This is a genomic window from Rugosimonospora africana, from assembly GCF_016862975.1.
Classification (GTDB): Bacteria; Actinomycetota; Actinomycetes; order Mycobacteriales; family Micromonosporaceae; genus Rugosimonospora; species Rugosimonospora africana.
This window is the reverse complement of record NZ_BONZ01000049.1, coordinates 164269-186496: the sequence shown is the minus strand read 5'-3', so window position 1 is coordinate 186496 and position 22228 is coordinate 164269. Positions and strand designations below refer to the sequence as shown.

General features: G+C 68.2%; 24 protein-coding genes. 9 read left to right on the top strand and 15 right to left on the bottom strand.

Annotated features, from left to right (window positions below; translation table 11 throughout):
* On the bottom strand, window positions 1-1523 hold a 1523-nt coding region (locus tag Raf01_RS26210; RefSeq protein WP_203920649.1), incomplete at its 3' end, for a glycoside hydrolase family 30 protein.
* A gap of 581 nt (window positions 1524-2104) precedes the next feature.
* On the opposite strand from Raf01_RS26210, the gene Raf01_RS26205 reads away from it, so the two are divergent.
* Together Raf01_RS26205 and Raf01_RS26200 are read left to right on the top strand one after the other, a co-directional pair.
* A complete protein-coding gene (locus Raf01_RS26205; protein ID WP_203920648.1) occupies window positions 2105-3253 on the top strand; it encodes a ricin-type beta-trefoil lectin domain protein in 1149 nt (382 codons plus the stop codon).
* A 27-nt stretch (window positions 3254-3280) separates the two neighbouring features.
* Window positions 3281-3499, top strand: coding sequence for a glycoside hydrolase family 18 protein (locus tag Raf01_RS26200; RefSeq protein ID WP_203920647.1), 219 nt, complete (start codon window positions 3281-3283; stop codon window positions 3497-3499).
* A 59-nt stretch (window positions 3500-3558) separates the two neighbouring features.
* On the opposite strand, the gene Raf01_RS26195 is transcribed toward Raf01_RS26200, so the two are convergent.
* From Raf01_RS26195 to treS, 8 genes are all read right to left on the bottom strand, one after another.
* On the bottom strand, window positions 3559-4548 hold the full coding sequence (locus Raf01_RS26195; protein WP_203920646.1) for a zinc-dependent alcohol dehydrogenase family protein: 990 nt from the start codon (window positions 4546-4548) through the stop codon (window positions 3559-3561).
* Window positions 4545-5369: a carbohydrate ABC transporter permease gene (locus tag Raf01_RS26190; protein WP_203920645.1), complete on the bottom strand. Its 825-nt coding sequence runs from the start codon at window positions 5367-5369 to the stop codon at window positions 4545-4547. The genes Raf01_RS26195 and Raf01_RS26190 overlap by 4 nt, the downstream gene beginning before the upstream one ends.
* 125 nt (window positions 5370-5494) lie before the next feature.
* Window positions 5495-6454 carry a carbohydrate ABC transporter permease gene (locus Raf01_RS26185; RefSeq protein ID WP_203920644.1) on the bottom strand — a complete coding sequence of 320 codons (960 nt, stop codon included), beginning with the start codon at window positions 6452-6454 and terminating at the stop codon, window positions 5495-5497.
* A gap of 60 nt (window positions 6455-6514) precedes the next feature.
* Window positions 6515-7747 (bottom strand): ABC transporter substrate-binding protein, encoded by a 1233-nt coding sequence (locus tag Raf01_RS26180; RefSeq protein ID WP_239133914.1) that lies wholly within the window; start codon window positions 7745-7747, stop codon window positions 6515-6517.
* 232 nt (window positions 7748-7979) lie between these two features.
* On the bottom strand, window positions 7980-8741 hold the full coding sequence (locus Raf01_RS26175) for a DeoR/GlpR family DNA-binding transcription regulator (protein ID WP_203920642.1): 762 nt from the start codon (window positions 8739-8741) through the stop codon (window positions 7980-7982).
* A 233-nt stretch (window positions 8742-8974) separates the two neighbouring features.
* Window positions 8975-10447 (bottom strand): MFS transporter, encoded by a 1473-nt coding sequence (locus tag Raf01_RS26170; RefSeq protein ID WP_203920641.1) that lies wholly within the window; start codon window positions 10445-10447, stop codon window positions 8975-8977.
* Between the two features lie 116 nt (window positions 10448-10563).
* On the bottom strand, window positions 10564-11895 hold the full coding sequence (locus tag Raf01_RS26165; RefSeq protein WP_203920640.1) for a maltokinase N-terminal cap-like domain-containing protein: 1332 nt from the start codon (window positions 11893-11895) through the stop codon (window positions 10564-10566).
* Window positions 11892-13655, bottom strand: a complete 1764-nt coding sequence (gene treS, locus Raf01_RS26160; RefSeq protein WP_203920639.1) for a maltose alpha-D-glucosyltransferase — start codon at window positions 13653-13655, stop codon at window positions 11892-11894. Before treS ends, Raf01_RS26165 begins: the two co-directional genes overlap by 4 nt.
* A 195-nt stretch (window positions 13656-13850) precedes the next feature.
* Between treS and Raf01_RS26155 the strand changes: the two genes are divergently transcribed.
* Window positions 13851-14468, top strand: a complete 618-nt coding sequence (locus Raf01_RS26155; RefSeq protein ID WP_203920638.1) for a SigE family RNA polymerase sigma factor — start codon at window positions 13851-13853, stop codon at window positions 14466-14468.
* On the opposite strand, the gene Raf01_RS26150 is transcribed toward Raf01_RS26155, so the two are convergent.
* Entirely contained in the window at window positions 14431-14790 is a 360-nt protein-coding gene (locus tag Raf01_RS26150; protein WP_203920637.1) for a DUF2750 domain-containing protein, read from the bottom strand. The two genes, Raf01_RS26155 and Raf01_RS26150, sit on opposite strands and share 38 nt — an antisense overlap.
* Before the next feature lie 242 nt (window positions 14791-15032).
* Here Raf01_RS26150 and Raf01_RS26145 point away from each other — a divergent pair, with 242 nt between their 5' ends.
* Window positions 15033-15680, top strand: coding sequence for a hypothetical protein (locus tag Raf01_RS26145; protein ID WP_203920636.1), 648 nt, complete (start codon window positions 15033-15035; stop codon window positions 15678-15680).
* 554 nt (window positions 15681-16234) lie between these two features.
* Window positions 16235-16504 (top strand): hypothetical protein, encoded by a 270-nt coding sequence (locus tag Raf01_RS26140; protein ID WP_203920635.1) that lies wholly within the window; start codon window positions 16235-16237, stop codon window positions 16502-16504.
* A gap of 291 nt (window positions 16505-16795) precedes the next feature.
* Here Raf01_RS26140 and Raf01_RS26135 read toward each other — a convergent pair whose 3' ends face one another.
* Both Raf01_RS26135 and Raf01_RS26130 read right to left on the bottom strand, forming a co-directional pair.
* Complete coding sequence (locus Raf01_RS26135) at window positions 16796-17257, bottom strand: GNAT family N-acetyltransferase (RefSeq protein ID WP_239133913.1); 462 nt, start codon at window positions 17255-17257, stop codon at window positions 16796-16798.
* A 19-nt stretch (window positions 17258-17276) separates the two neighbouring features.
* Entirely contained in the window at window positions 17277-17756 is a 480-nt protein-coding gene (locus Raf01_RS26130) for a DUF1707 and DUF4190 domain-containing protein (RefSeq protein WP_203920633.1), read from the bottom strand.
* Window positions 17757-17863: 107 nt separating this feature from the next.
* Here Raf01_RS26130 and Raf01_RS26125 point away from each other — a divergent pair, with 107 nt between their 5' ends.
* Window positions 17864-18343 (top strand): NUDIX domain-containing protein, encoded by a 480-nt coding sequence (locus tag Raf01_RS26125; RefSeq protein ID WP_239133912.1) that lies wholly within the window; start codon window positions 17864-17866, stop codon window positions 18341-18343.
* Window positions 18344-18353: 10 nt separating this feature from the next.
* Here Raf01_RS26125 and Raf01_RS26120 read toward each other — a convergent pair whose 3' ends face one another.
* Window positions 18354-18641, bottom strand: a complete 288-nt coding sequence (locus Raf01_RS26120) for a hypothetical protein (RefSeq protein ID WP_203920632.1) — start codon at window positions 18639-18641, stop codon at window positions 18354-18356.
* 94 nt (window positions 18642-18735) lie between these two features.
* Here Raf01_RS26120 and Raf01_RS26115 point away from each other — a divergent pair, with 94 nt between their 5' ends.
* Both Raf01_RS26115 and Raf01_RS26110 read left to right on the top strand, forming a co-directional pair.
* Window positions 18736-19332 carry a TlpA family protein disulfide reductase gene (locus Raf01_RS26115; RefSeq protein WP_203920631.1) on the top strand — a complete coding sequence of 199 codons (597 nt, stop codon included), beginning with the start codon at window positions 18736-18738 and terminating at the stop codon, window positions 19330-19332.
* A 73-nt stretch (window positions 19333-19405) separates the two neighbouring features.
* A complete protein-coding gene (locus Raf01_RS26110; RefSeq protein WP_203920630.1) occupies window positions 19406-20242 on the top strand; it encodes a GNAT family N-acetyltransferase in 837 nt (278 codons plus the stop codon).
* Window positions 20243-20432: 190 nt separating this feature from the next.
* On the opposite strand, the gene Raf01_RS26105 is transcribed toward Raf01_RS26110, so the two are convergent.
* Together Raf01_RS26105 and Raf01_RS26100 are read right to left on the bottom strand one after the other, a co-directional pair.
* Entirely contained in the window at window positions 20433-20807 is a 375-nt protein-coding gene (locus Raf01_RS26105) for a YciI family protein (protein ID WP_203920629.1), read from the bottom strand.
* 298 nt (window positions 20808-21105) lie between these two features.
* Complete coding sequence (locus Raf01_RS26100) at window positions 21106-21390, bottom strand: hypothetical protein (protein ID WP_203920628.1); 285 nt, start codon at window positions 21388-21390, stop codon at window positions 21106-21108.
* Here Raf01_RS26100 and Raf01_RS26095 point away from each other — a divergent pair.
* Complete coding sequence (locus Raf01_RS26095; RefSeq protein ID WP_308442666.1) at window positions 21281-22138, top strand: SUMF1/EgtB/PvdO family nonheme iron enzyme; 858 nt, start codon at window positions 21281-21283, stop codon at window positions 22136-22138. The two genes, Raf01_RS26100 and Raf01_RS26095, sit on opposite strands and share 110 nt — an antisense overlap.
* Window positions 22139-22228: the final 90 nt, after the last annotated feature.

Below are 22228 nucleotides of genomic sequence, written 5' to 3'. Positions count from 1 at the left end.
CCGGTGCCGCCACCGCCCCCACCGCCGCCCGAGCCCTGGGTACCGTTCCAGGTGAACGTCGCCGAGGTCGCGGCCGGCAGGTTGTAGGTGAACGACTCGTTGCCCCAGTTCACCTTCACCGACTGGGTGCTACCCGTGCCGTTGTAGGCGACGAGCGCCTTGGAGCCGTCCGGGTTCTTCCACGCCACGTTCGGGATCGTGCTGTTGGCGGTGGAGTCGATCCGGTACGCCCCCGGCTTGACGAACTTGGTCAGCTGGCCCATGTCGTAGTACTCGACGGTGTAGTCGACCTGCCCGCTCCGGCTATCTCCATTGTGGACAGTGATGAGCCCGGTACAGGTTCCGCATCCGCCGTTGTGCGGGCCCATGTTCTGGTCGACCGCCAGGCTCCACTTCGTCACCGAGTTTCCCCAGTTCCGGGTGTAGCTGATGATGTTGTTCATGTCTTCGTTCTGCTGGTTGGCGATCCAGGTGCCGCCGGAGTGCTCGGTGTCGAAGGCAGGAACGTTCGGGAACAGGTTGTGCACCGTGGTCTGCTCGCTGACGTCGCCCCCGTACCCGTGCCAGGCGATGCCGCCGAACAGCGAGTCGTTGCGGATCGCCGTGTCGTTCATCAGCGGTGCCGCCCAGGTGTCGTAGCCGTCCCAGTTCCAGTCGTGGATGAGCACCTTGGTGGACAGGCCGGCGGCGTGGAACGCGGGCAACAGATCGGTGCCGACGAAGTAGTCCAGCCCGCTCGCGTTCCACTGCACCGACGGGTACCCGGGGCAGCAGGTCGGCTCGTTCTGCGGGGACACGTAGTCGATGTGCACGCCCTGCGCCTGGTACGCCTGGACGTACTTGACGAAGTACTGCGCGTACGGCGCGTAGTACTGCGACTGGAGCCACCCCTGCGAGTACGCGTTGTTGTCCTTCATCCACGGCGGTGCGGTCCACGGCGTGGCCATCACCTTGAGGCCCGGGTTGAGTTGCTGCGCCTGCTTGGTCAGCGGCAGCACGTCGGCCAGGTCGTGGCTGATGGAGAAGTCGTTCAGGTCACAGCAGGTGCCGTCGTAGGTGTAGTTGGACCGTGCCAGGTCCGAGGCGCCCATCGGGTTGCGCAGGAAGTCCAGGCCGATCCCGTTGGTGGGGTCGAACAGCTTCGTCATCACCGAGTTGCGGGTGCTCGCCGACAATGCGCCGCTGGAGTTCATCAGCCACGCGGCGGTGTCGGTGAACGACGCGCCGGCGCCGACGAACTGCTGGTACCTGGTGTTCTCGTTCACGGTGATGTTCTGGTTGGCGGCGGCGCTGCTGCCACTGAACGCGATCGGAGTCTGCTGCTGCAGGCCCCGCGTGACGTTGCGGCCGGCGGCGTCATTGGTCGTGGTGAGCCAGATGTTGACGCCCTCCGAGGCCGCGCTGGCGAAGCGCATCGGGAGCACCACCATGGCGGCGGCCAGCACGACCGAGGCCGCCAGGACCAGGTTTCGTGGCCGGCGTCGGCCCGGCGGACGCCAGCGGAGCACCGAGATCGCGGACATGACGGATCCTTCCGTGGCTGGGGTGGTGGCGGCCGGCACCCGGCGTGGCCAGCGCCTGGCGCCGGGCCGGCCGTGCGGACTTCGGTCAGCCGACGCCCGGAATATCGTCCACTGTGGACGTTCATGGTCGGCCGCCGCCGCGCGCGACCGCCCGGTTGATCGGCACGGCTGGTAACCGAAGGAAACACCGGCGACAGTCGACTGTCAATACCTAGCGTCAGGTTTGGCAACCGACAGTTAACTTTCCGATCAGCAATAACCGCAGGTCAGGAGCTTTATTCGTAGCTTTTATTGACTTACTCACGAGGCCCGGCATAGCCTTCGATCAATGCTGTGCGACATGCGAGCGACGGGGACTCGTAACGCTGCGCTGAACGTCTGGCGGCTGTTCGTCGCACGGCAATCCGCACCATCCCGGCCGCTTGACCGCGACGCCTCGCCACCGGGCGCTGCTGGCGACCGGGTCGAAGGACAGACCCCGTCGCGGCGTGCGGTCCCCGGCCGGTACCCGTACGCGAGAGGCTTTCAGCGCCGGGCGCCCGCACGCTGCCCGTAACGGGTGCCCACCAGGAGAGGAATCCGTGAGACTCACCAAACGCAGGATCGTCGCGGTCACCGCCGTCACGGCGACCACACTCGGGCTCGGCATCGCCGGCATCACCGCGGCCTCGGCCGCCACCGCCGGTGCGATCACCGGGTACGGCGGCAAGTGCGTGGACATCGCCGCGGCCAACAGCGCCAACGGCACCCAGGTCCAGCTCTACACCTGCAACGGCTCCACCGCACAACAATGGACCATCGGCACCGACAACACCATCCGCGCCCTCGGCAAATGCCTCGACGTCGCCGCAGCCGGCACCACCAACGGCACCAAGGTACAGATCTACGACTGCAACGGCACCGCCGCCCAACAATGGCAACGCAACGGCACCCAACTCATCAACACCGGCAGCGGCAAATGCCTCGACGCCACCGGACCCAGCTCCGCCGACGGCACCCCACTACAGATCTGGACCTGCACCGGCGCCGCCAACCAACAATGGAACACCCCGACCGGTGGCGGCGGCTCGACCACGCCTCCCCCGACCGGCGGCGCCGCCGGCATGGCGGCCGCGCCGTACGCGTACCTCGGCTGGGGTAACCTGCCCGATCCACGGACCATCATGTCCGCGACCGGCATCAAGTGGTTCACCATGGCCTTCATGCTCTCCAGCGGCACCTGCAACCCGGAATGGGACGGCAGCCGGCCGCTGACCGGCGGAGTGGACCAGAGCACCATCAACAACATCCGCGGTGCCGGCGGCGACATCGTCGTCTCCTCGGGTGGCGCGTCCGGCAACTGGCTGGAGCAGTCCTGCGGCAGCGCGAGCGCGCTGGCCGGGGCGTACCAGAAGGTCATCAACGCGTACGGGCTGAAGGCGCTCGATGTCGACATCGAGGGCAGCGTCTACAACAACGCCACCCTCCAGCAGCGCACCATCGACGCGCTGAAGACGATCCGGGCCAACAACCCGGGCATCACGCTCTACGTGACGTTCCCGAGCGGCCCGAACGGGCCCGACTCCAGCATGATCAACCGGGCGGCCTCCTCCGGGCTGACCGTCGACGGTTGGACCATCATGCCGTTCGACTTCGGCGGCGCCGGCCAGAACATGGGCAACCTGACCGTCCAGGCCGCCACCGGGCTCAAGAACACCGTCAAGAACGCCTACGGCTACACCGACGACTAGGCGTACCGCCACACAGGTATCTCGTCGATGAACGGCATCACCGACGAGAACGAGACGGTGACCCAGGCCGACTTCCGCACCATGCTCAGCTACGCGCAGCAGCACCATATCGCCCGGTTCACGTTCTGGTCGGCCGACCGGGACCGGCCGTGTACCGGCGGCAACAGCACCGGCGCCGATTCGTGCGGCGGGGTGTCCCAGCAGAACTGGGAGTTCACCAGCATCGTCGCGCAGTACGCCGGATGACCTGAGCCGGCCCGGGCCGGCGCCGCCACCCCACCCAGGCGGCGCCGGCTCGAGACCCACTATGGCAACACCTGGATCTTCCGGCCGATGCCCGCGGCGAACTGCTCCAGCGCCTGCGGGTACCGCTCCAACGGAAGCCGGTCGCTGATGAACACCTCCGGATCGAGAACGCCGCCGGCGAACAGCTCGGCGGCTCGCTCGTAGCTGTGCAGCACCGCCATCGACCCGGTGATGGTGATTTCCTGGTTGTAGATCCGGTACGGCTCGACGCTCGCCCGCGCCGAGTAGTCCGCGACACCGAACTGGAGAAACGTGCCGCCCTTGCCGACCCGGCCGAGTCCGTCCTGGATGGCGTGCGCGTTGCCGGTCGCGTCGATGACCACGTCCCAGCCGCGCACCCGGTCCAGGTCGCCGGCCCGGCCGGCCGCCGAGGAGCAGCCCAGCGCACGGGCGGCGGCGAGCCGGTCCGGATTGATGTCCACCACGTCCACAATGGACGCGCCGGTCCGCTTGGCGAGTTCGAGCATCATCAGGCCCATGGTGCCGGCACCGTAGATGAGCACGTGTGCGGCCAGGGCGTTGCGCAGGATGTCGTACCCGCGCAGCGCGCAGGACAGCGGTTCGATCAGCGCCGCGTCGCGGGTGTCCACGTGCTCGGGCAGTGGTACGCAGTTGGCCACCGGCGCCAGGGCGAACTCGGCCGCCCCGCCGGCCGTGGTGACTCCGATCGCGGCCCAGCGCTCGCACAGGTTGTTGCGCCCGCGCCGGCAGTAGTGGCACTCGTTGCAGAACAGGGAGGGGTCCACCGCCACCCGTTCGCCCACCCGCCGCTCGGTCACGCCGGTACCGACGGCCACGACGGTACCGGCGAACTCGTGACCGGGAACGATCGGCAGGGTGGGGGCGAATTCGCCCTGCAGGATGTGCAGGTCGGTGCCGCACAGCCCGCACGCGGCGACCTCGACCACCACGTCCCGGGGCCCCGGCGTCGGGTCCTCGACCGTGGTCACCTCCACCTTGCCCGGCGAACCGATAAGAGCAGCCCTCACTTCACGGCTCCCAACGACAGGCCCTGGACAAGCTTGTCCTGGGCGGCGAACCCGGCGGCCAACACCGGCAGGGAAATGGCCGTCGCCGCGGCGCAGACCTTGGCCAGGAACAGCCCCTGGCTGGTGACGAAGCTGGTCAGGAACACCGGCGCGGTACCCGCGACGACGCCGGTGAGCACCCGGGCGAACAGCATCTCGTTCCAGCTGAAGATGAAGCAGATCAGCGCGGTCGCCGCGATTCCGGGCGCGGCCACCGGCACGATCACCTTGCGCATGATGGTCGGCAGCCGGGCTCCGTCGATCGCCGCGGCCTCCAGGATCGCCACCGGTACCTCGGCCAGGAACGAGTGCATCATCCACACCGCGATCGGCAGGTTCATCGAGGTGTAGAGGATGACCATCAGCCAGATGTTGTCCAGCAGCCCAATCTTCTGCGCGATCAGGTAGACCGGCAGCAGTCCGGCGACGGCCGGCAGCATCTTGGTGGACAGGAAGAAGAACAGGACGTCGGTCCACTTGCGTACCGGCTTGATGGCCAGCGCGTACGCGGCCGGAATCGCGAGCAGCAGCACCAGAAGCGTGGACACGATGCTCGCGGTCGCCGAGTTGATGAGCGGTGGCCACGGACTGGCCCCGGTGGACGCACCGAAGAACTCCCGGTACCCGTCGAGAGTCAGCGAGGCACCGAACTTCGGCGGGTTCGTACCGGCGTCCGCCTCGCTGTGGAACGAGGTGAGCACCATCCACGCCACCGGCAGGAAGAACGCGATCCCGACCAGCCAGGCGACCAGGCCCCAGAACGCGTTGACCCTTCGGGACATCACGCGGCCGCCAGCGGCGCCGAGGGAGGAGGCGTCGCGGTCAAGCGGACGCTTCCAGGATTTCGCGCGGCCGCCAGCGGCGCCGAGGGAGGAGGCGTCGCGGTCAAAGGGACGCTTTCGGGACATCATCGTCTGGCCTCCTCGCGGAACAAGGACGAGACCACCCGCAGCGCGAACGTGGCGATGACGATCGTCGCGATCACCACGACCACCCCGGCGGCGGACGCGCGCCCGTAGTCGTGAGCCTGGTAGAAGGTCTGATAGATGGTGTACGGGAGGTTCGCCGTACCCAGGCCGCCCGAGGTGATGGTGAACACCGCGTCGAAGTTCTGCACCACGTAGATCGAGCCGAGCAGCGCGCCCAACTCCAGGTACTGGCGCAGGTGCGGCAGGGTGACGAAGCGGAACGTCTGCCAGGGGCCCGCCCCGTCAACGCGGGCGGCCTCGACCGCCTCTGCCGGCCGGCTCTGCAGCCCGGCGAGCAGGATCAGCATCATGAACGGGGTCCACTGCCACACCAACTCGGTGACGACCGCGGCCTTCGGCAGCTGGGTCACCCAGTCCGGCTGCGGCGCGGTGCCGCCAAACAGCCGCCAGATGTCCGTGAGTACGCCGTTGAACAGCCCGTACTCCGGGTTGTAGAGGGCGTGCTTCCACAGCAACGCGGCCGCCACCGGTACCACCAGGAAGGGTGCGATGAGCATGGTGCGCACCACGCCGCGGCCGAGGAACGAGCGGTCCAACAGCAAGGCGACCAGCAGTCCCAGCACGAGACTGATCAGCACGACCGAGACGGTGAGCACCACAGTCGTCACGATCGACGAGCGCAGTGTCGCGTCGGTCAACACCGCGCGGTAGTTGTCCACGCCGGTGAAGCTGCGCTGGTCCGGATACAGCGCGTTCCAGTTCATGAACGAGATGACCAGCGTGGCGATGAACGGCAACTGGGTCACCACGACGAGGAACACCAGTGCGGGCAGCAGCGGTGCCCGGCGGGCCCAGGCGGCCCGGCGCGGGTGCGCGCGGGCGGACCGGGCACCGACCGGCCCGGCCACCCGGGTGGTGGCGGTATCAACGGCACTCATCGGCTCTCTCCACAGTGGAGGTCGGGGTGCCCCCGCGAGGCGGGGGCACCTGGCGACCAGTCACTTGCTCTGGTACTTGGCCGCGACCTTCTCGGCCAGCTGCTGGCCCTGTGTCAGGGCGGCGTTCACGCTCAGCTGTCCGGCGATGGCCGAGCTGATGGCCTGCGACACCTGGGTGCCCAGGTCGGTGAACTCGGGAATGTCGACGAACTGGATGCCGATCGTCGGGCGGGGCTGGACTCCCGGGTTGCGCGGGTCGGCCGAGCTGATGGCCTCCTGGGTCTGCTTGTAGAAGGCCGCCGCCGCCTGCTGGTACGCCGGGTTGGCGTAGAGCGAGGTGCGCTTGCCGGCCGGTACCCGGGCCCAACCCAGCTTCGTACCGACCAGGTTCTCGTAGTCCTTGCCGGAGGCCCAGGAGACGAACTTCCACGCGTCGGCCGAGTGCTTGCTCGCCTTCTGGATGCCCCAGGCCCAGGTGTAGAGCCAACCCGAACTCTTGGTCTGAACCACCGGAGCCTGCGCGTACCCGATCTTCCCGGTCACCGGCGAGTCGCTGGCCTCCAGCGAGCCGGCCGCCGACGTGGCGTCGTACCACATCGCCACCTTGCCCTGCTCCAGATCGTTCAGGCACTCGGTGAATCCGGACTGCGGTGCGCCCGCCTCGCCGTGCGCGCGAACCAGGTTCACGTAGAAGGTGGTCGCCTGCGTCCACTGTGGACTGTTGAGCCCAGCTTTCCAGTCCTTGGTGAACCAGGTGCCGCCGAACGTGTTCGCCACGGTGGTCAGCGGCGCCATCACCTCACCCCAGCCGGGTTGGCCGCGCAGGCAGATGCCCCGCATGCCGGGCTGTGCGCCGTCCACCTTGGCCGCGAGGTCGGCCACCTGTTGCCAGGTCGGGTTGTCCGGGACGGTGAGTCCCTTGGCGGCGAACACATCCTTGCGGTACATGAGGAACGACGACTCGCCGTAGAACGGTTCGCCGTACAGCTTTCCGTCGTCCGCGGTCAGCGACTCGGTCATCGGCTTCAGGATGTCCGACTGGTCGAAGCCGCTGTCTTTGCTCACGAAGTCGTCCAGCGGATACAGCCAGCCGTTCTTGGCGTAGAACGGCACCTCGTAGTTGCTGATGGTGGCGACGTCGTACTGCCCGGCCTGGCTGGAGAACTCCTGACTGATCTTGTCGCGCACGTCGTTCTCCGGCAGCACCGTGTAGTTCACCTTGATGCCGGTCTGCTTGGTGAAGTTGTCCGCGGTCAGCTTCTGCAGGTCGACCATCTGCGGGTTGTTGACCATCAGGACGTTGAGGGTGTGGCCGCCACCGCTGCCGCCGCCCCCACCGGCTCCGCTGCACCCCGACAGCGCGAGAGCAATAGCGCCGATAGCCGCTAATACTGGTGTAAATTGCCTAACTTTTGGCACAACGCGCCTCCAGATGGGTACTCCTCGGAGCGGAACTGGTGTGGGGCGACTGGTCTGGATAGCCGCGCGGCAACAAACGCGCCGAGCCAGACCAGTCGGAGTCGGCTCAGACGCGGATCACCTGCGGTCCGAGCAGTGAGTAGCGGTGCGCCTCGGTCGCCGGCAGCGCGGTGTCCGTGACGATGGTTTCGAGGTCGTTGACCTCGGCGAACCGGCAGAAGCTGGATACGCCGAATTTGGTGTGCACGCCGACGAACACCCGGCGGTGAGCCACCTCGACCACCCGGGCCTTGACGTCGGCGACGGCGGGATCGGGGGTGGTCAGGCCGCGTTCCCGGGAGATCCCGTTAGCCCCGATGAACGCGAGGTCGAGCACGAACCCGGACAGCATCCGGGTCGCCCAGTGGTCCACCGTGGCCAGCGTGCGGCCCCGGACCCGGCCACCGAGCAGCAGCACGGTCACCGAGTCGGCGGTCGCCAGCGCGGCGGCCGTGGGCAGTGACGCGGTCACCACGGTCAGCGGCCGGTTGGTCGGCAGCACCTCGGCGATCAACTGTGGGGTGAACCCCTCGTCGATGAAGATCGTCTCGGCGTCGCCCAGGAGTTCGACCGCCGCCGCCGCGATGCGCCGCTTTTCGGGTACCCGGCGGGTGGTGCGCGTCGCCAGCGTGGTCTCGAACCGCGCGGTCTCGACCGGGTACGCGCCGCCATGTGTGCGGTGGATGAGCCCGTGCCGTTCCAGTACCCGCAGGTCACGCCGGACGGTCTCGGGCGCGACCCCGAGTTCACCGGCGAGCTTGCCGACGTCGACACCGCCCTCGGTGCGGGCGCAGGCGAGGATGCGGTGCTGGCGCGCTTCCGCTTGCATTCGCCGACCCCCTCGATGAGGCAGGGACTAGCCGTGACAAATGTCTAACATCGTCGATACCCGCTGGCCAGTTTCACGGCGCGATCGTTCCTGCCCGTTGCCGCCCGTTTCGCGGACGACATTAGGCGGCTTCGTACCGATATTTCGCAGTCATCCGGACATAGCGGGTGCCCGTTTACTCACGGCCGCTGCCCGTTTGGCGTACCGCGTGACCGAATCCGGGCGCGACCGGATCAGGACCCGGTCGTCGCCTCCACCGGCTGGTCCTCCTCCGGCGTACCAGTGCCGGTGCCGCGGCCCCGGGCGCGCAGGAGCCCGCGTACCGCGTCGATGTCGCCCGCGACGGTGCGCGAGGCGAGGTAATACATGATCCCAGTCGGGATGAAGAACACCTGGAACACGGCCAGCCCGGTGGCGTAGTTCAGCGGCGGCGGCAAGGCCCGGGTCAGTACCCGGAACATCACGCTGACCAGGCTGTTGCCGGCCGCCCGGCCGACGCCGTTGACCAGGTTGCCCATGCTGTACACCGTGCCCCGGTGCTCGGGCGGGTTGACGTCGGCGAGCAGGGCGAACCAGTTCGGCGAGTTCGCCGACGTCAGCGCGAGCGCGGTCAACGCGGCCAGGAAGCACGCCGCCACCGTCGGCTCGGTGACCACACTGCGCAGCACGGCGAGCACGATTTCCGACTTGCCCGCGCCGGCCGATATGTGGACGCGCAGCGGCACGAAGAACAGCACCACGTAGAACGGGACACCGGCGAAGATCCCGGCGGCGGCCACCAGCGCGCGGCCCCGCGGCGTACGGCGCTGCAGGCGGTCGCCGACCAGCCCACCGATGATCGACAGTGCGCCGCCGAGCTGGAACAGTACGGAGAACACGCTGCCGACCACGATCGCAGTCGACTCCGGGTACCCCTGCGTCTGCGCCCTGGACTGGAGCAGCTGGGGCAGCCAGACCAGCGAGCCGAACGTGGCCTGCGCGGTGAGGCCCTGGAGGATCAGCCACACATTCGTGCGCCGGCGCAGGATGACGGCGACGTCGGACCGGTCGATCCGGTGCCGGTACTCGCCGCCGGCCTCGAACAGCGCGGCCAGCTCCGGCTCGCTCTGCCCGCGCCGGATGTCGTACACGAACAGGTAGGCCAGCACCGCGAGCAGGCCGAGCCCGGCCATCAGCAGGAACGGCCGGCGCCAGGCGTCCGGGCTCGCCCCGGCGCCGAGCACCCCGCCGACCAGCGTGCCGGCCAGGGTACCGACGCCGTGCGAGAGCCCCCACAGGCTCATCACCAACCCCCGGCGGCGCGGCGAGATCAGGTCGCTGACGACCGAGAACCCGACCGATGCCACCGCGCCCAACCCGATCGAGGCGAACATCTGGAACGCGAAGTACGTCAGGTACCCGTGGGTCAGTCCGCACCCACCGAAGCCGACCGCCCAGATCGCCGTGCCGCCCATCAGCAGCGGCTTGCGGCGGCTCCGGTCTCCGGTGTACGCCCAGCCGACCGCCGCGACCGCGGTGACCAGGAAGCTGGCCGCGGTGACCAGGTTCACCGCTCCCTTGGAGACGCCCAGGCTGCGACTGATCGGGTCGTACAGCGGCACCGGCAGCCCGATGGCCACATTCTCCAGAGATGCGAGGATCACGAACACCGTGACGCTGTAGATCCGGTGCGTCGCGCTGCCGCGGATCCCGCCCAGCCCTGCCATGTACCGCACCCAACCACACAACGCCGGCCGGCGTCACCCCGGTCGTCGCTCAGCGCCAGCCGCGCTGAACCAGAAGCGGCGCCAGACGCGCCGCGCCAGACCAGTCGGAAGCAGGGTCAGGCGGCGGGCTGGTCCGGGGTGTCCAGCAGCTCGCGGATCGCCTTCAGCGGGATCCACAGCCAGTCCGGTCGGTGCCGGGCCTCGTATGCCGCCTCGTAGACCGCCTTGTCCAGCTCGTACGCGCCCAGCACCCCGGGCATCGCGCGCGGATCCACCCCGCTGATGCTCCCGTACCCGTCGCAGAACGCTCCCCGGTTGCGCTGCACCCACTCCCGGGCCCGGTACGCCAGCTGCTCATCGTCCGGCTCGTTGACCAGCAACTGGTTCGCCGCGTAGTCGAACGACCGCAGCATCCCGGCCACGTCCCGCATCGGCGAGTCCGGCCGGCGCCGCTCCTGCGCCGGCTGCCCCGGCTCCCCCTCGAAGTCGATGAGGAACCAGTGGTCGGGCGTGCGGAGCACCTGCCCCAGGTGCAGATCGCCGTGTATCCGCTGTACCGTCACCGGGCCGTCCAGCACGCGCAGCCGCTCCAGCACCGCCGCCTCGACGCCGGCCAGCTCCGGGACTTCCGCCACGGACCTGTCCAGCCGTTGCCGCATCTCGGCAAGCGGCGCCGGCTGGGTCGAGGTACCCAGCTCGATCGCCAGCGTCGCGTGCACCTCCGCCACCGCCTCACCGAGCCGGAACGCCTCCGAGGCGAAGTCACCGCCCACCTCGTCGGCGTGCAGGTCGGCCTCGGCGAGCAGGTCGCGCACGCTGGCGATGGCCATCGACCAACCGTCGGCGGAGTTCGGCGCGTACGCGGTCACCATCGCCAGCGAGGTCGGCCCGCCGTCGCCGGCCACACTCTCGATCGCCCCGAGCAGCGGCGCGATGTGCGGGCTGGCCGCCCGGGCCAGCACCCGGTTCAGCTCCACGTCCGGGTTCTGCCCGGAGATGACCCGGCGGAACACCTTGAGGATCGCCTGGGAGTCGAAGATGACGCTGGAGTTGCTCTGCTCCCCCTCGATGACCCGGGCCGGCAGGTCGGTCGCGAACTCCCCTCCCGGTTCCGGCACGAACCTCAGGTCGTCCACAACGGTACCGGCCTGGATGAAGGCGAGCAGGCGGCGTGCCGCGTCCTCGCTGAACAGCGCGTCGCACCCGGTCCGCCCGTCCTGGACACCGATCGTGGCCTGGCCGACGAACTCCTCCGCCAGCTCCAGGTCCCAGCCGACGAACATCTGGTACACCTCGGTGCCGCCGTCGGTGTACGCGGCCTCCAGCAGGACGTGCTCCAGGTCGGGGGCGAGGACGGTGACCACGCTCGGCGTGACGCGCTCCAGCACCCTGGCACGCCCGGCGTACCACCGCTGCTTCGGCAGCCACTCCTCGAACGGCAGCGTCATGACTCATCCCCTGGGGCGCACAGCTGGAACCAGTAGAACGCGTATCCCGGCAATGTCAACAGGTACGGCAGGTGGCCGATCCGCGGGAACGTCACCCGACCGGTCAGCTCGATCGGGGTGTACCCGTTCCACGCCGGCAGGCTCATCTCGATCGGCTGCGGGAAGCGCGACAGGTTGTGCACGCACAGCACCACGTCGTCCTCGTGCACCCGGAGATAGGCGAGCACCGAGGGGTTCGAGCCACCGAGTTCCTGGAAGTCGCCGATCGCGAACGAGACGTGTCGCCGGCGCACGGCCAGCATGGTACGGGTCCAGTTGAGCAGCGACGCCGAGTTGTCCCGCTGTGCCTCCACGTTGATGGCCTGGTACCCGTACACCGGGTCCTGGTTCACCGGCAGGCACAGCCGTCCCGGAGTCGCGGTCGAGAATCCCGCGTTGCGGTCGGGCGTCCACTGCATCGGGGTGCGTACCCCGTCCCGGTCGCCCAGCCAGATGTTGTCTCCCATACCGATCTCGTCACCGTAGTACAGAACCGGTGAGCCGGGCAGCGACAGCAGCAGCGCGGTGAACAGTTCGAACTGGTTGCGGTCGTTCTCCAGCAGGGAGGCCAGCCTGCGCCGGATGCCGACGTTGGCGCGCATGCGCGGATCCTTGGCGTACTCCGAGTACATGTAGTCGCGTTCCTCGTCGGTGACCATCTCCAGGGTCAGCTCGTCGTGGTTGCGCAGGAAGATCCCCCACTGGCAGTTGGCCGGAATCTTCGGCGTCTGGGCCAGGATCTCCGAGACCGGGAACCGGGACTCCCGCCGTACCGCCATGAAGATGCGCGGCATCAGCGGGAAGTGGAACGCCATGTGGCACTCGTCGCCGCCGGTCTCCGGGTCGCCGAAGTACTCGACGACGTCGGCCGGCCACTGGTTCGCCTCGGCGAGCAGCACCCGGCCCGGGTACTCGTCGTCGATCACCTTGCGCAGTTGCTTGAGGAAGTCGTGCGTCGCCGGGAGGTTCTCGCAGTTCGTACCGTCGGCCTCGAACAGGTACGGCACCGCGTCCAGCCGGAACCCGTCGATGCCCAGGTCCAGCCAGAACCGGATGACGTTCAGCATCTCCCGCTGAACGTCGGGGTTCTCATAGTTGAGGTCGGGCTGGTGGCTGAAGAACCGGTGCCAGAAGAACTGTCTGCGCACCGGGTCGTACGTCCAGTTCGACTCCTCGGTGTCCACGAAGATGACCCGGGCCCACGGGTACCCCTGGTCGTCGTCGCGCCAGACGTAGTAGTCGCGGTACGGGCCGTCGGGATCGCGCCGGGACTCCTGGAACCACGGGTGGGTGTCGGACGTGTGGTTCATCACCAGGTCCGTGATCACCCGGATCCCGCGCTTGTGCGCCGCGTCGATCAGCGCGACAAGATCATCCACGGTACCGAACTCGGGCAGCACCTTGTAGAAGTCGCGGATGTCGTACCCGCCGTCACGCAGCGGCGAGTCGTAGAACGGTGGCAACCACAGGCAGTCGATGCCCAGCCACTGCAGATAGTCCAGCCGCTGGATCAGACCCTGGATGTCGCCCTGGCCGTCGCTGTTGGCGTCGTAGAACGCCCGAACCAGCACCTCGTAGAAGACCGCCCGCTGGAACCAGGTCGTATCGGCCGGCAGGGTACGCGCATGATCAAAGTCGCTGGCCTGCGGATGCTCGACTACCCCATCGGGCGCAACGTGACTGCCCTCGTCGAGATCGACGAGCTCCTCGCCCAGGTCCATATCATTGTTTGCCCCGGACCGTCCCCGGACTAAACGTGAATACCCACATGACCGCGCCGGCATGGGTCATCTCTCGTCGCGACTGGGCGGATCACACCGCAGTGCGAACTTACGACCCCGGTCCTCTTCGGGTGGATAGTTTCGGCGGTCTCAGGCGTCTGTCTTAATGGGTGGGCGCCGGAAACGGGGTGAGGCGTGGACGATGACGTGAAGGCACGGTTCAGCGAGTTCGTGACCCTGCGTGCTCCGGCACTGGTCAGAGTCGCGTACCTGCTCACCGGCGACCGGCACGCCGCCGAGGATCTGGTGCAGTCCGCCCTGGTCAAGACGCTGACCAGGTGGCAGTCCCTGCGTAACGAAGACCCCGAGGGATACGTGCGGACAGTGATGTACCGCGAACAGATCAGCCGGTGGCGGCGCTGGAGCCGGCACCGGGAGAGGCTGATCGCCCCCTCGGACGACCTGGTCGGGGCCGACCCGCACGGGCAGACCGACCTGCGGGTGTCGATGCGGGAAGCCCTGCTGCGCCTCTCGCCGGCACACCGCACGATCCTGGTCCTGCGCTACTACGAGGACCTCACCGAGACCCAGGTCGCCGCGGTACTGGACTGTTCGATCGGCTCGGTACGCAGCCGTACCCATCGCGCCCTGACCCGGCTGCGCCAACTGCTGCCGGACACCGAACTCCTGATCGGTACCCCGCTGGCCAGGCCCGCCCAGCGCGCGGCTGACCACAAGCCGGATCAGCCCGGCGCGCGGCTGGCCACGAGCCAGATCAACCCAGCACGCGGCTGGGCACGAACCAGTCGATGACCTGCCGCGGGTCGACGTCGTAGCCGGTCGCCCGGTTGCCGCTCCAGTTGACGCCGACCAGGATGTCCTCCTGGATCAGCCAGGGCAGCAGGTCGCCGAGCCATTCCTCCAGCGGGATCGAGATGACGTCCAGCCCCTGGTACGCGGGCACCTGCGCGACCACCTTCTGCGCCCGGGACTGCCGCGACCAGAAGGGCATGGCGCGCTGCCCGGTGCGCTTGTGCGGCGCGATGTACGCGCCGTCCTCGAGTACCGTCCAGACCTCGCCGGCGTCGGGAAGCTCCCGACGGAACGCGGCCGCATGCGCCGCACTCGTTGTCAACCGCCGCCTCCTCCGGCAGGAACACCCGTGGGTGTCGTACCGTCATCGTCTAAGAAAACGATCAACCGCCCCGCGCGATACGAGCGCGGTCCAGCGAAGGCCACCCGCGCCGACCGCGTCTTCCAGCGGCGTGACAACGGTCACCGGGCGGTCGGCGCGTCAAACCGATGGCCGCGCCGCTCCGTTAGCGTTGCTGTGCGCCCGGCGAAGGACCGGCCACCTTCGTCCAGAGGCAACTGAAGATGACGACCCGAGTGGATGTCGGATTGGCCGAGCAGTCCGAGGCCGAGGCGCTGTTCGACTTCGAGACCGCCGCCCCGGGGGCGACCGCGGACGCGCTCGGCATGGACGCCACCCGGCTCGGCGGCGGCGTGGCCCTGTCCATGCGCCACGACCCCACGCAGTTCTGGAGCAAGGCACTGGGATTCGGCTTCCAGGAGCCGGCGACCGCCGACCTCGTCGACGAGGTGTGCGACTTCTACCGGTCGCGGAGCACGCCGGTGGCCGTGCTGCAGTTCGCGCCTTCCGCACTGCCCGACGGTTGGGCCGACATCCACGTCCGGGCGAACATCCAACCCGGCTCGACCTGGGTCAAGCTCGCCCGCGAGCTGAACGCCTCGGCCGACGATGCCGAGGTCCGGCTGGACCCGGCGCTGCGGGTCGCCCCGGTGGAGCCCGGACAGGCCGCGTCCTGGGCGGCCACCATGCTGCGGGGATTCGGGATGCCCGAGGAGCACCTGTCAGACATGGTGGCGTCGCTGGTCGGCCGGCCGAGCTGGCATCCGTACGGCGTCTGGCACGGCGACCAGATCGTGGCCGCGGCAACGATGCGGGTGCGGCTCGGCTTCACCGTCCAGTACGAGCGGCGCAACTGGGTCTTCCGCCCCTGAACCGCAACCGGGCGTCGCGCCCCACGCCGCCGCCTGGTCCTTCGCGCCGAACCGCAACCGGGTCTACCCGACACTGCCCATCTCCGTATTGACCGCTGTCGCTGTAGTCTGTTCGTACCTGAGCGGGCCTGATCCGCTACGTCTGCCTCCTACCGCCCGGCGGCGAGACTGGAGCATCGGGAAGCATGAGATTTCGCGACGGATCTCGCGGCGATGGCCTCAGCTGGGGCCAGGCGCAGACCGAGCGGGCGTTGTCACGGTTGAAGAAAATCCGCCGTACCGAGTCCACCGACGACAGATCCGCACGGGACGACACGGTCCCCCTTCCCCTTTCCGGGATCCTCGCGGTTCCGGCGATCCGAACCGCCGTCTGCGATTTCGCCCGCGCACCGGCCAGCGCCGGGGCGGACTCCGGCCTGCGGGAAGCGCTCGGCCGCGGCGAAGTGCCCGAGAGTCCGCTCAGGCGAGCGCTCATTGAGGGCGATGCCCTCCGGTCGGCGTTCACGGCCGCTGTACGCGACGGGATCGGCAGCCGGGCAACCAGGGAATTTCTGGTGAGGTATCTGTCGGCCACCGGCCGCACCGCCGAACTCGACCGGCTCAACTCCGAGTCACACCTTCCGGGACACCAGTCCGACTTGTTCGACCTCTTTGCCACGCACGAACTGCGCGCCCTCGACGAACTGCACGAGCAGGTCGCGACCGGCACCGTAGAACTGAGCCTTCGGGCCCCCGAACGACTACCCGACCGCTCATCCCGGCACGTCGACGACAACCCCGCGCAGCCGGACTTTCCGCCCTCGCCGGCCCGGCCACCCGGGTGACCGCCCCGGTTCCCATGCTGCAACGGGCGATCGAGCTGCGCGGCGAAGCCCTCCGCCGGCTGCGGCAGCACCACTACAGCCCGCAAGACCTCGGCGACCTCTACCTCACCCTCGGACGGATACAGGGCGTCCTCGCCTATGCCGCCCTGGACGCCGGCGACGCGGGGACCGCGATGACCCACGCCGACGCCGCGTGGGCGTGTGCGCCCAACGCGCTCGGGACAACGAACTGCGTGCCTGGGTACGCGGAACCCAGAGCCTCATCGGCCGTTCCGAGGGCGACTACGCCGCCTAGCGCACGAGGGCGTACCAGTGCACCTCGTCCGTCGAGTGGGTACGCGAGAATCCCGCCTTCTCCAGTACCCGTTGCGACGCAACGTTGTCGCGCTCGGTGTCGGCCACGATCCTGCGTACGTCCCGAGCGAACGCGAACTCCACGAGACCGCGCAGCGCCTCGGACGCGTACCCCGACCCGCGAGCCGCCCGTACCAATCCATAGCCGACCACGACAGTGCCCGAGGCGTCGGGCGGGCCGAAGAAGCCGATCGTCCCGACCACCAGCTCGCTCGCGCACTCCACGATGACGAAGGAACCGAAGATCTCGTGGTACCGCTCGAGAACCATGCCCGCCGCGTCCCGGTCGTCATCGCGGGGAAACTCCGCGTGCCACCGATCGTCGCGCTGACCGTCCACAATGGCCCTCGCGCCATCGGTGTCGAGAGGATGCAGCCGCAGGCGCTCGGTGGGGATCACGGGTGGGGAGCCTACCCGTTCAGTCGATGACGGACAGACCGACAATCATCATCGCCAGAGGTACGGCGACACCCAGCGCGCCACAGATGATGCCGATGATGGCCATGGCGCGTCCACTTGCCGTGCCGCGACGGATTCGGCGCAGGCCGATGATGCCCAACACGATGCCCGCCAGACCGCTTGCCCCACCGAGGCCCGTGCACGCGTCCCCGGGCAGCGACACCACACCGAATATCAACGCCAGCAGTGGCAACGTGCTGCTCGGTGCCGGCGGCCCGGCAACCGGCATGCCCGCCGCGGGCGGGAACGTGTCCACCGGCAGGTCCTGGATCAGCGTAGCCAGCTCGGCGCGGGTGCGGGACCCGTACACCCTGGACGCCCGCTCACTGAACTCTTCCAGCGTGAGGCGTCCCTCGGCGGTCGCGGCGTGAAGCCGCTCAATGACCGCCTGTCGCTCGGCATCTGAGGCCAGGGTGCGAAAGCCAGGGTCCATGACCATTGCGTCAAGGTAGCGACCGGCTCCCCCGACCGCTGTCCCCGTGCGGCCCGAACCCAACGCCACCCTTAAGCCGCACGGACGCGGCCGGTCTGTCTAGGCTGCTAGCCGTGACCTCAGCCGCTCCGCCGCCCATGGCGCAGGCCCGGTTGTCCGCTGGCACCCTGTTCCTCGATGACGCCGGCCGAGTGCTGATGCTTCACCCCACGTACAAGGACTACTGGGATATACCCGGCGGGTTCGTCGAGCCGGGCGAAGCTCCGTCCGCGGCGTGCGCCCGCGAGATCCGCGAGGAGTTGGGTATCAGTCCCCCGGTCGGGCCGCTGCTCGTGGTCGACTGGGCACCCACGGAGAACGACGGCGACAAGGTCCTGTACGTCTTCGACGGCGGGAGCCTCAGCGCGGACGACCTACGCCGGATCGTGTTCGAGGACGGCGAGATCGACGGGTACCGGTACGTCGAACCATCCGAGCTCGAAAGCCTCGCACCGGCGAGACTGGTTCGCCGCCTTCACGCGGCGGTTATCGCGAAGAAGAGCGGTCGGACGATCTACACCGAACATGGGAGGGAAGCGCCCCGCCTTACCTGAGCTGAGCGCATCATCGCCAGCCACACCGCCGCGGCCGCCAGATCCGGGTCATCGGCATCCAGCGTCGACCCTTGCTCGTCTTCCACTGTGCCCGCCGCCAATCCGCGCCGCGATACCCTCGCATCGGGCTTTCCCACTGGCGGATCAGCGCCGGTAGTCGCTGGGCAACCGTGGCGTACCGGAACGCCGACGCTGCCTGCCACGCCTGCCAGGCCCGCTTGACCTCCCGCGCCAACTCGTCCAGATCCGGCGCGTCGCCCACAACCCGGGCCGGTTCCCGCAGGTCTTTGACTTCCATCGACACCGTCCCCCGGTCGCCGCGCTGGTGGTTCGTCTAAGGTGCAGCGTACCGGCGAGCTGAGACATCTCCCAGCGAGTAACGGCGAGATTGGATGAAGATGCCATTCCCGAGAATTTCCGTGACTCGAATCGTCGCCGTCACCACGATCCTTGCTGCCACCGTTGCGGTCGGCTGGTATACCTATCCGTCCAACCCGCACACTAGTCAACCAAGCGTGAAACAGACACCGGACGCCAGTGTCCATTTTCCGGTCGGGAGTCGTCCAGCGGCGCCGCTATTGAGCGGCCAACTTCTGGACGCCACCGCATTCCGACTCGGCGACTGGGCCGGCTCCGTGGTTGTGGTCAACTTCTGGGCGTCGTGGTGTGCTCCGTGCAACGACGAGGCGCCCGAGCTGCAAGCCTTCGTCAAGGCCACCTCGGGCCTCAATGTCCACATGCTCGGCGTGAACATCCACGATGAGCGTTCGCCGGCCAAGGCATTCGTCGCTCACTACAATTTGACGTACCCGAATCTATTCGATCCCGACGGGAAAACGTTGCCGAGCTTCCCCGCAATATCCATGGCCCTCCCCAATACCGTGGTCCTGGATCGCGATGGCCGAGTTGCCGCGGCCTTTCGTCGCAAAGTCACCGCCCTGGACCTGGAATCCGCCGTACAGACGCTGCTGAGCGAGCCCTCGCCATAGCGAAGCAATTCGATTGCTGATCGGTCACGTTCGGCAGACGATGCGGGTATGACCATCACGCAGCTCGATCCGGTTGACTCCGTGGCGACGATACCTGCTGCCCCAGGCTGCCAACCTGGGCATGGTCTACCTGGAGTTGGTCGTGCACCCGCAGCACCGGCGCCGCGGTATCGGCACCAGGCTGCTGGAGGAGGTCTACGCAGCCGCTCGGCGACATAGCCGAAGCCTGATCGAGACCGAGACCGTTCGGGCACTGCCCGGCGGCGTTGCCCGCGACGAGGCCGGCTACCGCTACCTCACCAACCGCGCCCAGCAGCCCGGCGTGACCAGCATCAGGTCCCGGTGCCAGCTCGGCGACCATTCGGGGGACGACGAGGCGACGCTTGCCGAGGCGTGGACCCACGCGGACGGGTATTCGCTGGTGCAGTGGCGCGACGCGGCACCCGAAGAAATAGTCAAGGACGTCGCCGCGCTGCAGAGCCGGCTCATGCTCGACGCCCCCACCGGTGACCTGGCAGTCGAGCAGGAGTTGTACGACACCGACCGGGTACGCCGACAAGAGGCGACCGAACTGGGTCTTGGCCACCGCTCCTGCTCGACAGCGGCCCGGCACGACGCCACCGGTCAGATCGTCGCCCGCACCAAGCTGTCGTTCGAGACAAACGACGACACTCACGCGCGACAGCGGACCACAATCGTCGAACCAGCCCACCGAGGCCGGCGTCTCGGTCTGATCGTCAAGTCGGCCAACCACGCGCACGCACGGGTTCACGAGCCGGCGCTGCGCGTCATCGACGCGTGGAACGCCGAGGAGAACACGCACATGCGGGCGGTCAACGCGATACTCGGCTTCAAGCCGGTGGACCGCTGGTCGGTCTTCCAACTGTCGGTGCATGACAGCAACGGCTGACAGCAGCGGCGCTGGACGGGTCGCGGGATCCCGGTCAAGCACGAGGATCGGACGCGCCCCCACGCCCGATCCTCGTCAGTGCCTCACGTCCCCCGTTCGGGTCGATGTGCAGACCCAGGTCGTAAACCGCGGCCAAGGCAAGTCTTGCTCTAGCGTGGCCGGTTGCCCTCGATCAGACCACGTGGGAACGTCAGTGTCGCTCATCAGCCTGGCGGAGGATCGCGTCTTGTTCGGGGTCGGGCAGGAGCTCCCGGACCTCTTGTGCACAGCGGCAGGCGACGGCCGTCTTGGCAGCCCACTTCAGCGCCTCCTCGCGTGAGGACACGTCGACGACAGTGAACCCCCCGATGACCTCCTTGGTCTCGGGGTACGGGCCGTCGGTGACGCTTCCGTCGGTGGCCACAACGCTCGCCATCTGGCTTACCAGACCACCACCGAAAACCCACACGCCGGCGTTCACGGCCTCCTGGACCACCTCGTGCGCGGCCCTGGCCACGTCGGGAAAGTCCTCGTTGGGGATATGGGCCATCGCGCCGTCATCGAACGAGATCAGGTATCGCGCCATCTCATGACTCCCCTTGTACCGGCGGCCTCCTCCGGCCACCTCTCACCTCTGCTACGAACGCGTCGCTCCGGACCCGACACTCTGCCAGCAGAAAATCTTGGGGACCACCGCCGTTCGCCCCGCGGGCGTCATGTGGCCCCTGTCCGCGGAGGCATCGGCGCTGCCACCAGCCATGAACAGCCCAACCGCGCTCATCTGCCGGAATCGGCGGGAACGGCGACGAGGACCGGGCCGTGGCCGGCAAGCGCCGCCGCGCCGCCAGGATCGGCGCGCTCAGATCACCTGCGGTGCCGATGCCTCACTCGACGAGACTACGAAGGCGCCTAATCTCGGCGACGAGGTGCGGGACATCGGTCCTGGCGTGCGCAACAAAGTCAAGGTCGGCGTCCAGGTCTGCGTTCGGACTCACGCGGGGTATCGGGTCATAGATGAAGTACAGTTCCGCGTCTTCATCACCACCGGGGTTGAGGTCGATGCAGCTTGCCCCGCCGGTTCCCCACCGCGTCTCCAGGCGCGCCTCCCAAGGGCCAGGGGTCGCGAGCATCGCTCGCCGCTCGATCTCGTCCAGCTCATCGTCGGTCATCGACACCAGCTCACCTCAGGCACCCCTCGCCGCCAAGATGCGGCCCAATATACGGCCGCCAGGACGGGAAGTTCGCGCGCTACGTGAGGCGAGGCGCATGAGTATCCGCGAGTTTGCTGCCCACCTCGGCATCAGCGAGCGCATGGTGTCGAAGTGGGAAGCGGGCAGCGAGAGCATCGTCCCCCGGCCGGTCAACCAGTCCGCATTAGACACTTCGCTTGCCGCGTCCGGCCCCGAGGTCCAGGAGCGATTCGCCCGCAAGCTGGACTTGACACCTTCCGGCTTCTCGCCTCCTCAGCGCACCGTCGTCCACCCCGGTACCGAGAACGGAGGGCCAGACGCCGTGTTAGCAGGCGACGAAACCCAGATCCGTCACCCCATCGACGGCAAGCTCATGACCCTGGCCGACGCAGGAGTGTTCTTCGCCGGAGAGCAGAACGAGCCCGTGTACCTCGCAGGGTTCTACATCGACGTCTATCCCACCACAAACACGGACTACGGCCGGTACGTCGCGGCGACCGACGCCGAGCCGCCCGAGCACTGGATCGACGGCAGGCCGCCCGCCAACCAGTTGGACCACCCGGTCGTGTTCGTCGCCTGGCATGACGCGAACGCCTACAGCCAGTGGGCCGGCAAAGCGCTCCCCACGGCCCACGGGTGGGAGAAGGCCGCCCGAGGCACCAGGGGTGACATCTACCCGTGGGGAGACCAGCGCACTCCAGCCAAGTGCAACTGCCGCGAGAGTTGACCCGGTCCCCCGGCCTGGACCGCGAGCACGGCCCGGTACCGCTGTTCCACCTTCGACATGACGATCAGCGCCAATCCCGGCCCCCTGATC

What these genes read in the sequence shown, in the direction of transcription:
- Raf01_RS26170 (WP_203920641.1), bottom strand. Translation starts at nt 10,447, where the DNA reads ATGGCAGGGCTGGGCGGGATCCGCGGCAGCGCGACGCACCGGATCTAC.
- treS (WP_203920639.1), bottom strand. Translation starts at nt 13,655, where the DNA reads ATGGACCTGGGCGAGGAGCTCGTCGATCTCGACGAGGGCAGTCACGTT.
- Raf01_RS26100 (WP_203920628.1), bottom strand. Translation starts at nt 21,390, where the DNA reads ATGACCGACGATGAGCTGGACGAGATCGAGCGGCGAGCGATGCTCGCG.
- Raf01_RS26200 (WP_203920647.1), top strand. Translation starts at nt 3,281, where the DNA reads ATGAACGGCATCACCGACGAGAACGAGACGGTGACCCAGGCCGACTTC.
- Raf01_RS26175 (WP_203920642.1), bottom strand. Translation starts at nt 8,741, where the DNA reads ATGCAAGCGGAAGCGCGCCAGCACCGCATCCTCGCCTGCGCCCGCACC.
- Raf01_RS26185 (WP_203920644.1), bottom strand. Translation starts at nt 6,454, where the DNA reads ATGAGTGCCGTTGATACCGCCACCACCCGGGTGGCCGGGCCGGTCGGT.
- Raf01_RS26105 (WP_203920629.1), bottom strand. Translation starts at nt 20,807, where the DNA reads ATGGCGCGATACCTGATCTCGTTCGATGACGGCGCGATGGCCCATATC.
- Raf01_RS26145 (WP_203920636.1), top strand. Translation starts at nt 15,033, where the DNA reads ATGACGACCCGAGTGGATGTCGGATTGGCCGAGCAGTCCGAGGCCGAG.
- Raf01_RS26165 (WP_203920640.1), bottom strand. Translation starts at nt 11,895, where the DNA reads ATGACGCTGCCGTTCGAGGAGTGGCTGCCGAAGCAGCGGTGGTACGCC.
- Raf01_RS26095 (WP_308442666.1), top strand. Translation starts at nt 21,281, where the DNA reads ATGCAGCTTGCCCCGCCGGTTCCCCACCGCGTCTCCAGGCGCGCCTCC.
- Raf01_RS26180 (WP_239133914.1), bottom strand. Translation starts at nt 7,747, where the DNA reads ATGGTCAACAACCCGCAGATGGTCGACCTGCAGAAGCTGACCGCGGAC.
- Raf01_RS26130 (WP_203920633.1), bottom strand. Translation starts at nt 17,756, where the DNA reads ATGGTCATGGACCCTGGCTTTCGCACCCTGGCCTCAGATGCCGAGCGA.
- Raf01_RS26190 (WP_203920645.1), bottom strand. Translation starts at nt 5,369, where the DNA reads ATGTCCCGAAGGGTCAACGCGTTCTGGGGCCTGGTCGCCTGGCTGGTC.
- Raf01_RS26115 (WP_203920631.1), top strand. Translation starts at nt 18,736, where the DNA reads ATGAAGATGCCATTCCCGAGAATTTCCGTGACTCGAATCGTCGCCGTC.
- Raf01_RS26120 (WP_203920632.1), bottom strand. Translation starts at nt 18,641, where the DNA reads ATGGAAGTCAAAGACCTGCGGGAACCGGCCCGGGTTGTGGGCGACGCG.